The sequence below is a fragment of the Rhodococcus sp. NPDC060086 genome, from assembly GCF_042730275.1.
Lineage (GTDB): Bacteria > Actinomycetota > Actinomycetes > Mycobacteriales > Mycobacteriaceae > Rhodococcus.
Window position 1 is genome coordinate 1 of record NZ_JBHWWZ010000087.1, and the last position, 10,239, is coordinate 10,239.

General features: G+C 66.3%; 9 protein-coding genes. 6 read left to right on the forward strand and 3 right to left on the reverse strand.

Going from position 1 to position 10,239, the window contains the following annotated elements:
- Positions 1 to 91: 91 nt before the first annotated feature.
- Positions 92 to 979, reverse strand: a complete 888-nt coding sequence (locus ACFWB0_RS25265; RefSeq protein WP_378493144.1) for a LysR family transcriptional regulator ArgP — start codon at positions 977 to 979, stop codon at positions 92 to 94.
- Between the two features lie 72 nt (positions 980 to 1,051).
- On the opposite strand from ACFWB0_RS25265, the gene ACFWB0_RS25270 reads away from it, so the two are divergent.
- A complete protein-coding gene (locus tag ACFWB0_RS25270) occupies positions 1,052 to 1,654 on the forward strand; it encodes a LysE/ArgO family amino acid transporter (RefSeq protein ID WP_378493145.1) in 603 nt (200 codons plus the stop codon).
- 8 nt (positions 1,655 to 1,662) lie between these two features.
- On the opposite strand, the gene ACFWB0_RS25275 is transcribed toward ACFWB0_RS25270, so the two are convergent.
- Both ACFWB0_RS25275 and ACFWB0_RS25280 read right to left on the reverse strand, forming a co-directional pair.
- Complete coding sequence (locus ACFWB0_RS25275; RefSeq protein ID WP_378493152.1) at positions 1,663 to 2,541, reverse strand: cation diffusion facilitator family transporter; 879 nt, start codon at positions 2,539 to 2,541, stop codon at positions 1,663 to 1,665.
- A 37-nt stretch (positions 2,542 to 2,578) separates the two neighbouring features.
- Complete coding sequence (locus ACFWB0_RS25280) at positions 2,579 to 2,998, reverse strand: pyridoxamine 5'-phosphate oxidase family protein (RefSeq protein ID WP_378493146.1); 420 nt, start codon at positions 2,996 to 2,998, stop codon at positions 2,579 to 2,581.
- 123 nt (positions 2,999 to 3,121) lie between these two features.
- Between ACFWB0_RS25280 and ACFWB0_RS25285 the strand changes: the two genes are divergently transcribed.
- The 5 genes from ACFWB0_RS25285 to tgt all read left to right on the forward strand — a co-directional run bounded on the left by ACFWB0_RS25285 (position 3,122) and on the right by tgt (position 10,161).
- Positions 3,122 to 5,854 (forward strand): calcium-translocating P-type ATPase, PMCA-type, encoded by a 2,733-nt coding sequence (locus tag ACFWB0_RS25285; RefSeq protein WP_378493147.1) that lies wholly within the window; start codon positions 3,122 to 3,124, stop codon positions 5,852 to 5,854.
- 41 nt (positions 5,855 to 5,895) lie between these two features.
- On the forward strand, positions 5,896 to 6,798 hold the full coding sequence (locus ACFWB0_RS25290) for an amidohydrolase family protein (RefSeq protein WP_378493148.1): 903 nt from the start codon (positions 5,896 to 5,898) through the stop codon (positions 6,796 to 6,798).
- 180 nt (positions 6,799 to 6,978) lie between these two features.
- Positions 6,979 to 7,482 carry a cysteine dioxygenase gene (locus ACFWB0_RS25295; RefSeq protein ID WP_378493149.1) on the forward strand — a complete coding sequence of 168 codons (504 nt, stop codon included), beginning with the start codon at positions 6,979 to 6,981 and terminating at the stop codon, positions 7,480 to 7,482.
- Between the two features lie 141 nt (positions 7,483 to 7,623).
- Positions 7,624 to 8,844, forward strand: coding sequence for an MFS transporter (locus ACFWB0_RS25300; protein WP_378493150.1), 1,221 nt, complete (start codon positions 7,624 to 7,626; stop codon positions 8,842 to 8,844).
- A gap of 51 nt (positions 8,845 to 8,895) precedes the next feature.
- Positions 8,896 to 10,161, forward strand: coding sequence for a tRNA guanosine(34) transglycosylase Tgt (gene tgt / locus ACFWB0_RS25305; protein ID WP_378493151.1), 1,266 nt, complete (start codon positions 8,896 to 8,898; stop codon positions 10,159 to 10,161).
- Positions 10,162 to 10,239 lie beyond the last annotated feature (78 nt).

The window sequence follows — 10,239 nt, forward strand, 5'->3', positions numbered from 1 at the left end:
CGCGGACCCGGTGAAGCAGGAACCCGCTGAACAGATCTTGCCGGATGGTGAGGCTGCGTAGGAATCCTTCGTGTTCACGCGGGGGAGGAAGTCAAGGCTCCCGCAATACTTCCCGGGCTGTACGACGCACGGCCGCGGTGAGTGCGTCGAGCACGGGGGAGTCGAGGCGCCAGCGCTGCCAGTGCAGCGGGACGTCGAAGGGGTCGTCGGGGGCGAGGTGCACGAGATCGGTGGTGTCGGTGAGCATCGCGTCGGGCAGCATCCCCCAGCCGAGTCCGAGACGGGCGGCATCGACGAATTCGAGTGCGCCGGGAACATAGTTCCGCGGAACTGCCATGCGACGACGGGTTCGCTTGCGCAGGAATCGATCCTGCATGTCGTCCTTGCGGTCGAAGGTGAGCATCGGAGCCTCACGGATCGCTTCGGCGGTCATACCGTCGGGGAACCATCTTTCGGAGAAGTCGGCGCTGGCCATCGCGTGATAACGCATGGATCCGAGTTTCTCGGAGGTGCAGCCCTGCACGGGTTCGGGTACCGAGGTGACTGCGGCCATCGCGGTGCCGTCGCGAAGCAATGCGGTGGAATGGTATTCGTCCTCGCGATGCAGCTCGAACAGTGCCCGGTGACGGACGGGCATGCGTGCGAGTGCGCGCAGCATCCACGTGGACATCGAATCCGCGTTGACGACCAGGGGAATCGTCACGTACGTGCGTTCGTCGGCAGTGAGACCGAGTTCGTCGGAGGCGTCGTCCTCCAGGCGCGCGACCTGTCGCGCGAGACGCATCACCACTTCACCGGACGGAGTGGCCGACACCGGGCGGGTGCGGCGCAGCAGGACCCGGCCCACATGTTGTTCGAGTGCCTTGATGCGCTGGCTCACCGCCGACGGCGTGATGCGCAGGACAGCGGCGGCGCCGTCGAATGTGCCTTCGTCGAGGACCGCTGCGAAAGTCCGCAATTGGGAGAAGTCGACATCCATATTAAGCAACTCTAATGCAGAGTTAGAGAAATCAACTTTTCTTATGTACTTCGGATTCCTAGCGTGGAGCGCATGTCACTCCTCGCCGCCGGCTTCGTCACAGGTCTGTCGCTCATCGTCGCGATCGGCGCGCAGAACGCCTTCGTTCTGCGCATGGCCATCGCGCGACGACACGTGCTGCCCGTGATCGCTGTGTGCGCGATCTCCGATGCGCTCCTCATCACGGCGGGTATCGCAGGAATTGCGACGATCCTCGACCACGCGCCCGGCGTCATCGATGTGATCCGTTGGGCGGGAGCTGCTTTCCTCATCGGATACGGGCTTCTCGCAGCGCGTCGGGCACTGCGTCCGTCGGCGTTGTCCGCGGCGCCCGGCGGAGCCGTCACCATCGGCGCAGCGCTCCTGACCTGTCTGGCATTGACCTGGCTCAATCCCCACACCTACCTCGACACCGTGCTCATGCTCGGATCGGTCGCCAACCATTACGGGAACCCGGGTCGCTGGTGGTTCGGTGCGGGCGCCATCACTGCGAGCGCCGTGTGGTTCGTCGCGCTCGGATACGGGGCGCGTTATCTGCGCAACTGGTTCGCCAAGCCGGGGTCCTGGCGGATCCTCGACGGTGGTGTCGCGGTACTCATGTTCGGGCTCGGTGCAGGGCTCGTTGTGTCCTCCTGACGCTCGCGCTACGCGCGCGGAGCAGTGCCGGGCTTCCGGTAGCCAAGGGGCTCGAGGTGGGTGAACACCGTCACCCCCGGCAGCGCGTCCCGAAGGTCGGCCTCGAGCCGGTCGAGCAGATCGTGCCCGGTACGCACCGACCAATCGCCCGGAGCGCGCACCGTCAGATACACGAACCGCTGGCGCCCGGACTCGCGCGTGCGCGGCGGCAGGAACTGCACCGGCCCCGACGCCCGATAACGGTCGAGCACCGCGTTCACCACGGCGACATCGTCGGCGGGGAGCGCGGCATCGAGCATGCCCACGACCGACTGTTTCACCAGTCCGTATCCGATGCGCAGGATGTTCAGTGCCACTACGATCGCCACGATCGGATCGAGCACGTCCCATCCCGACACCGCGACCAGCGCGACACCGGCCAGTACCCCGACCGACGTCCACACGTCGGTGAGCAGGTGTCTGCCATCGGCGACCAGCGTGATCGACCGGTGCTTCCTGCCTTCGCGGATCAGCACGAGTCCGACCGCGAGGTTGATCACGGACGACCCGGCCGAGAGCGCGAGACCGAGACCGGCCTCCTCGACCGGCCGAGGCGACAGCAGTCGGTCGATCGACGTCCACAAGATCGCGGTCGCGGCCGCGAAGATCATCGTGCCCTCGACGGCAGCCGACAGATACTCGGCCTTGCCGTGGCCGAAATCATGGTTGAAGTCGGCAGGTTTCGCGGCCAAGCGCAACGCGAGCAGCCCCACGATCGCAGCAACCAGGTTGACGCCGGACTCCAGGGCATCGGAAAACAGGCCCACCGATCCTGTCAACCACGCAGCGAGTGATTTGAGGGCCATCGTCGCCAGCGCGGCCGCGACCGACAACCACATGAATCGCATGAGCAGCCGATGCGACTGCGCCGAGGTCACCGCAGTGTCAGCTTTTGACCAGGGTGTATCGGAAACCGGTGACCTCGGTGGCCGCGACTTCGACGTAGTTGTACTTCGGTGTCGGAACCCAGGGCGTCAGCCCGAGCGCGTCGATCCGCGCCGCGTCGTCGAAGCTACGGAGGATGCGTGCATTTCCGTGCACCACGACACTCCACGCGGTGTCGTCCTGGACGTGGTCGACTTCGAACGCCACACCGGGATGGACGGCCAATTCGGAGAGCTTGCTGCCCTCGCCGGTACGGAAGTACACCTTGCCGGCGTCTGCGACGTAGTTGACGGGGTAGATCTCGGGGCGCCCGTCCGTGACGGTGACCAGTCTGCCCACCTGTCGGGTCGCAAGAAGTTTCCAGGACTGTTCGTCGGTCAGGATCGTGACAGTTTTTCCTGCATTCGGGGTTTCACTCACGGGCGTGCCTCCTCGAGCTCGATACCGTCCCGTACACCACATCATGAACGTACGCCCGGCGCAGGAGTACCACCTGCAGTTACGGTGAGAACGACCCGCCCGCGCACGTGGATCGGAGTATCGATGTCAGCCGAGACTGTGTCGAGGTGGCACACCCGACCCGCAGACGACGTCGCGGAGGCCTTCGACGTGGCCCCGGATCGAGGATTGACCGCAGGCGAAGTGGAGCGACGCCGCGCGGAGCACGGACCCAACGTGCTCGACGAGGTCAAGAGCATCCCCGCGTGGCGGAAGGTGCTGTCGCTGCTCGCCGACAGGATGACCCTCGTCCTCGTCGTCGCCGCGGTCGTCAGCGCGACCGTGTCGCGGGAGTGGGAAACACCCGTGGTCATCTTCGCGGTGATCGCCCTCAATACCGTTCTGAACTACGTGCAGGAAGCCCGCGCCGAGAACAGTCTGCAGGCGCTGAAACAGATGTCCGTGTCGACCACGCGGGTCCTGCGCGACGGTCGCGGTGTCGAACTGGCCCGAGCCGACCTCGTTCCCGGCGACATCGTGCAGCTCGAAGCAGGCGACTCGGTGCCTGCCGACGGCCGCCTCGTCGCTGCCGTACGACTCCAGGTCGCGGAAGCCGCGCTCACCGGTGAGTCACAGCCCGTCGACAAGACCGTCGATGCTGTCGACGACCCGCAGGCCCCCCTCGGCGACCGCCACGACATGCTGTTCATGAACACCGAGGTGACCCGCGGACGTGCGTCGATGGTGGTCACCGACACCGGTATGCGCACCGAGATGGGTGCGATCGCCGCGCTCCTCGGCGCGGCCGGCGTCGAGCAGACGCCGCTGCAGCGGCGCATCGGTCAACTCGCGCAAACTCTTACGATCGTCGCGATCGTCACGGTCGCACTGGTGTTCGTTCTCGGTCTGCTACGCGGGCAGACGTGGTCCGAACTGCTCGTCACCGCAGTGTCGCTGGCGGTCGCGACCATTCCCGAAGGTCTCACCGCGGTCGTTGCGTTCACCCTGGCCATGGGAGCGTCCCGGCTCGCGGCGCGCGGCGCCATCGTCAAACAGCTCGCGGCCGTCGAAACGCTCGGCAGCACCACCCACATCGCTACCGACAAGACCGGCACCTTGACCCTCAACGAGATGACGGTGCAACGGCTCCTGGTGCACGGGCGCAACTTCCGTGTCACCGGCACGGGTTATGGAACGGACGGCAAGATCCTCGTCGGCGACGGCATGCCCGCGCCCGACCTCACCGATGCCCTCCTGGGCATGGCCATGTGCAACGACGCGACCGTGCGCGACGGAGCCCTCGTCGGCGACCCCACCGAAGGCGCCCTCGTGGTGCTGGCAGAGAAGGGCGGCATCGACGTCGAGGGCAGCCGTACTGCCCTCGCCCGGATCGAGGAAGTGCCGTTCGACTCGGACTACAAGTACATGGCCACCTTTCACGCCCACCCGGACGGCGGCTATCGGTGCTTCGCGAAGGGTGCGCCGGGTGTGCTGCTCGAACGAGCGTCGTCGACATCCGGTGCCGACGGCACGGTGCCGCTCGACGACGCCACTCGCGCCCGGATCCGTCACACGGTCGACGACCTCGCGTCGGAGGGCCTGCGCACCCTCATGATTGCCGGTCGCGCGCTCGACGCGGTACCGCGGGGCGACGCGGACGCCCTGCAGAGCGCGGTGTCCGATCTGACCGTCTACGCGATCGTGGGCATAGTCGACCCTCCGCGACCCGAGGCGAAGGATGCCATCGACGTGGCGCACGGCGCCGGTATAGCGGTGCACATGATCACGGGGGATCACCTCGTCACCGCGTCGGCCATCGCGAGCGAACTTGGGATCCAGGGCACAGCAGCGGCGGGCGCTGACCTCGACACTCTCTCCGACGACGAACTACGCGATCAGGCAGCACGATTCGGTGTCCTCGCCCGCGTGGCACCCGAGCACAAGATCCGGTTCGTCAAAGCATTGCAGGCCGACGGACAGATCGTCGCGATGACCGGCGACGGAGTCAATGACGCGCCCGCGCTCGAGCAGTCCGACATCGGCGTCGCCATGGGCATCACCGGAACCGATGTCTCCAAGGGCGCCGCGAACATGATCCTCACCGACGACAACTTCGCGACCATCGTCGCGGCGGTGTCCGAGGGACGCGGCATCTACGACAACATCGTCAAGTTCGTGAAGTTCCAGCTCACCACCGCATGGGGATTCGTGCTGATCTTCCTCACCGCCGGTGTGCTCGGCCTGGCGGGCGGGGCGCCGTTCACCGCGTTGCAGATCCTGTGGGTGAACATCATCATGGACGGACCACCCGCGCTCGCGCTCGGTGTGGACCCCACCGAACCGGACGCCATGAAACGGCCACCGCGACCGGTGAAGGAAGCGCTGCTCACCAGGGATCGCGTGCAGCGAATCCTCGGACTCGGTGTGCTGATGACGGCCGGCACGATCGCGGTCCTGCACTACGGCCCGGAACTGTTCCCCGACAGCGCATCCGATCCGTTGTTCGCGACGACACTCGCCTTCACGACCTTCGTGTTCTATCAGGTGTTCAATCTGTTCAACGTGCGGTCGAATCTCGGTTCGGTGTTCTCGATGCGGACCTTGACCAATCACACGATCTGGATCGCAATCGTCGCCGTTATCGTGCTGCAGATCTGCGTGGTGCAGATGAGTGTGCTTCAGGGATTTTTCGACACCACCTCGCTCACGTCACAGCAGTGGGCGCTCGCCGTCGCGGTCGGGTCGACTGTGCTGTGGGTCGATGAGGTGGGCAAGTTCGTGGCCCGGCGACTCGATGCTCGGAGGTCGGCGCGAGTCGAGACGCCCGTCCTGACCTGAACGGTTGACTCGACACAACAGGGGAGACAACGCTGGACACCATGAAGCGCCGCTCCCGCGTCGACGTGCATCAGCACCTGTGGCCCTCGTCGTTCGTCGACGCCCTCCGCGACCGCAGCGACCCGCCCCGGCTCGACGGCTGGACACTGCATCTTTCCGGCGAGCCGCCGTATCAGGTCGATCCGGCCGATCATTCGGTCCGCGCGAGGGCGGCCCTTGCGGTCCAGGACGGAATCGACCTGGCCCTGGTGTCGATGTCGAGCGCGCTCGGAATCGAGACACTTCCCGTGGACGAGTCCGGCCCGCTGCTCGACGCCTACCACGAAGGTGCGCTGGCGCTACCGGCCCCGTTCGGGGTGTGGGCGGCCGCGAATACAGCCGAGCCCGACCCTCGGATGCTGCGCGACGTGCTCGCGGCCGGGTGCGTCGGCCTGCAGCTACCGGCCACCGCGCTGGCCGATCCGGCGGGACTCGATCGGTGCGCGCCGTTACTCGCGGAACTCGAGCGTGCGGGCGCGCCGCTGTTCGTTCACCCGGGTCCGGCGGCGGCGCCCGGTGCGCCCTCGTGGTGGCCGGCGATGGTGACGTACGTCGGCCAGATGCACACCGCGTGGTTCGGCTGGCACGAGTTCGGCGCGCGCCGATTCCCGAGGCTGCGGGTGCTGTTCGCCATGCTCGCGGGCCTGGCCCCGCTGCACGCCGATCGGATGGCCGCCCGCGGCGGGCCCGCCGGAGTGCCCGCGCCGGGTGTGTACGTGGAGACGTCGTCGTACGGGCGTGAGGTTGTTGCAACGGTGATGGCCCACCTGGGCGAGGATCGGGTCTTGCTCGGGTCCGATCGCCCCTACGCTGCACCTCTCGCACTCGGTGGTTCCGCCGGGGTGCGATTGTGCACAGGCAACCCGGCACGATTCTTTTCGAATTGCGTTGATCCGAACTCTTGACCTGCGGTTCCGAAGCGGGTGACATGGTCGTCGTGAACATTCCGACCACTGCGCAGGATCGCGGTCTCCGCACGGCCTCGGCCCGTGCCGACGACGCGCGTCTGCACTGTTGTCACTGAAATCGCCCTCTACCTCTGCTCCGCCCGGGCACATCTGTGCCCCGATTTCGGGAAGTTCGCAATGCTCACTCAGCCAGACCTGCCCATCCGTGCCGACCTCGATCTCACCTCCCTTGCGCTGCAGATCGCACGTGATCCCGACCGATGGCTACCGGTCGTTCGATTCGACGAGCAGGAGCGCTGGTACACCCGGCTGACCGTCGCCGACGATCGCGAGGTGTGGTTGCTCACCTGGCTCCCCGGTCAGCGGACCGAGATCCACGATCATGGCGGCAGCGCGGGTGCCTTCGCGGTGGCACAGGGGGTGCTCACCGAGACCACGGTGCACGCGCCGGCCGGCGCGATCCTGTCCGGATCTCAGGTGTCGTTGTCGCGGAACGAAATTCGATCCGGTGAGGTGGGTGGTTTCGGTGCCCACCACATCCACGAGGTGACGAACGAGTCGGACACCGCCGCCGTCAGTGTCCACGTGTACGCGCCGTCGCTGTCGACGATGAGCCGGTATCGGATCGACGACGGCACGCTCCGGCTGCTCACCTCGGAGCGAGCCGGCGCGGATTGGTAGTGCCCGGATCGATGGTGCACCGCATGGCGTAACTCACGCCGTCTCGAATCGTCGTCGGGGCCCAGGCGCAGGACAATGGAAGCTTGCCCGGTCCGCGGACGGGCGGTTTCTGTCACTCGCTCAATCGAAGGTTCCACCCGCATGACCACCACGGCTTCCGACCGTCCACTCGATCCTGCGCCCACAACCTCCGTCGAGGCCGACAGCGCGACCACCGCGTATCCGGGGCGTGCGCTGGTGATGTGGGCGCTCGCGCTCGGCGGGTTCGGCATCGGAACGACCGAATTCGTGGCGATGGGGCTGCTGCCCGACATCGCCTCCGGGCTCGGCATCTCCGAACCCACCGCCGGGCACGTGGTGTCGGCGTATGCGGCCGGTGTCGTCGTCGGAGCGCCGCTGATCGCAGTGATCGGCGCGAAGCTACCGCGCAAAACGTTGCTGATCGCACTCATGGTGGCATTCACCCTCGGCAACGCGGCGACCGTGCTGGCACCGAACTACGAGCTTCTCATCGCGTCGCGGTTCCTCGCCGGGCTGCCACACGGCGCGTACTTCGGTGTCGCGGCGCTCGTGGCTGCGCATCTCGCGGGGCCGGGTCAGCGTGCTCGGGCGGTGTCGCTGGTGATGATGGGGTTGTCGGTGGCCAACGTCGTCGGGGTGCCCGCGGCATCGTGGCTGGGAATGGCGCTGGGCTGGCGTTCTGCATTCGTCCTGGTCGCAGCGATCGGTGTGGTGACCGTCGCCGCGATCGTCGCGTGGGTGCCGTCCCTGTCGATCCCCATCACCAGCGTGCGGATCGAACTCGGCGCTCTGAGGCGCAAGCAGGTGTGGCTGACGCTCGCGGTGGCGGTCATCGGATTCGGCGGTGTGTTCGCGGTCTACACGTACATCAGCACCACCCTGACCGACCTCGCCGGATTGTCGAAGTCGCTGGTTCCGGTCGCGTTGATGCTGTTCGGGATCGGCATGGTCGTCGGAAACTTCGTCGGCGGCAGGCTCGCCGATCGTGCCTTGGTGCCGGGAATCTTCATGACCGTGACGTCGCTCGCCGTGCTGTTGGCGGTGTTCATCGCCGCAGTGCACAACCCGTACACGGCATTGGTGCTGGTGTTCTTGCTGGGCGCGGGCTGCGCCGCTGTGGGGCCGGGCCTGCAGGTCCGGTTGATGGATGTTGCCGACGACGCACAGACTCTCGCGGCGTCGCTCCACCACGCGGCGTTCAACCTCGCGAATGCGTTCGGGGCGTGGATCGGCGGTGTCGTCATCGCGGCAGGCTTCGGATACACCGCTCCGGCAGCCGTCGGTGTGGTGTTGGCGCTGGCCGGTGTGGCCATCTTTGCGATCGCGGTCCGGCGGCCTTGACCGTGGGCATACGACAGCCGTGGCATACGACCATCATGATTGGATGACGACGTGACCGACCCCAGCGCTACCGACACCACCGTGCCCACCCCGAACGACCCGTTCTTCACCATCGGGACCCGTCTCGACAACGGATTGGGGCGCACAGGCACCATCCACACCCCGCACGGCGACATTCGCACGCCGGCGTTCGTGGCGGTCGGTACGAAGGCGACGGTCAAGGCGGTGCTGCCCGAGGCGGTGGCCGATCTGGGTGCACAGGCGGTACTCGCGAACGCCTACCACCTGTATCTGCAGCCGGGCTCGGACATCGTCGACGAGGCCGGTGGACTCGGCAAGTTCATGAACTGGCCGGGACCGACCTTCACCGACAGCGGCGGATTCCAGGTCATGTCGCTCGGTGTGGGATTCAAGAAGGTCCTCGCCATGGAGTCGGTGGGCGTCCAGAACGACGACGTCATCGCCAAGGGCAAGGAACGGCTCGCGAAGGTCGACGACGACGGCGTGACCTTCAAATCGCACCTCGACGGCTCGAAGCACCGCTTCACACCCGAGGTGTCGATGCGCATCCAGCATCAGCTCGGCGCCGACATCATGTTCGCGTTCGACGAGCTGACCACCCTGATGAACACCCGTGGATATCAGGAGGAGTCGCTGCGCCGCACCCAGGCGTGGGCAGTGCGATGCATCGCCGAGCACGAGAAGCTCACCGCTCAGCGCACCCACCGCCCGTACCAGGCACTGTTCGGTGTCGTGCAGGGTGCGCAGTACGAGGATCTGCGACGGCAGGCGTGCCGCGGTCTCGAATCGATCCGCGGCGAAACGGGCCGGGGGTTCGACGGCTACGGCATCGGTGGTGCGCTCGAGAAGCAGAATCTGGGCACGATCGTGCGCTGGTGCAGCGAAGAACTTCCGGAGCACAAGCCGCGGCACATGCTCGGAATCAGCGAGCCCGACGACATGTTCGTGGCCGTCGAACACGGTGCCGACACATTCGACTGCGTCAACCCGTCACGGGTCGCGCGCAACGCCGCGATCTACACCCCCGACGGACGGTTCAACATCAACACGAGCCGTTTCCGCCGCGACTTCACACCGATCGATGAGCACTGCGACTGCTACACGTGCGCGAACTACACGCGGGCATATCTCCATCACCTGTTCAAGGCGAAGGAGATGCTCGCGTCGACGTTGTGCACGATCCACAACGAGCGGTACACGGTGCGCCTCGTCGACGACATTCGCCAGAGCATCGACGACGACCGATTCGCCGAGCACAAGGCCGAGACGCTGGGTCGGTTCTACCGATCTCGGTGAGAGTGCTCCATCGTTCACGGTGGAGGTGAATCACCGTCACTCAGGGCCACGTTGAGACCTCACGTACTCGGCAATCAC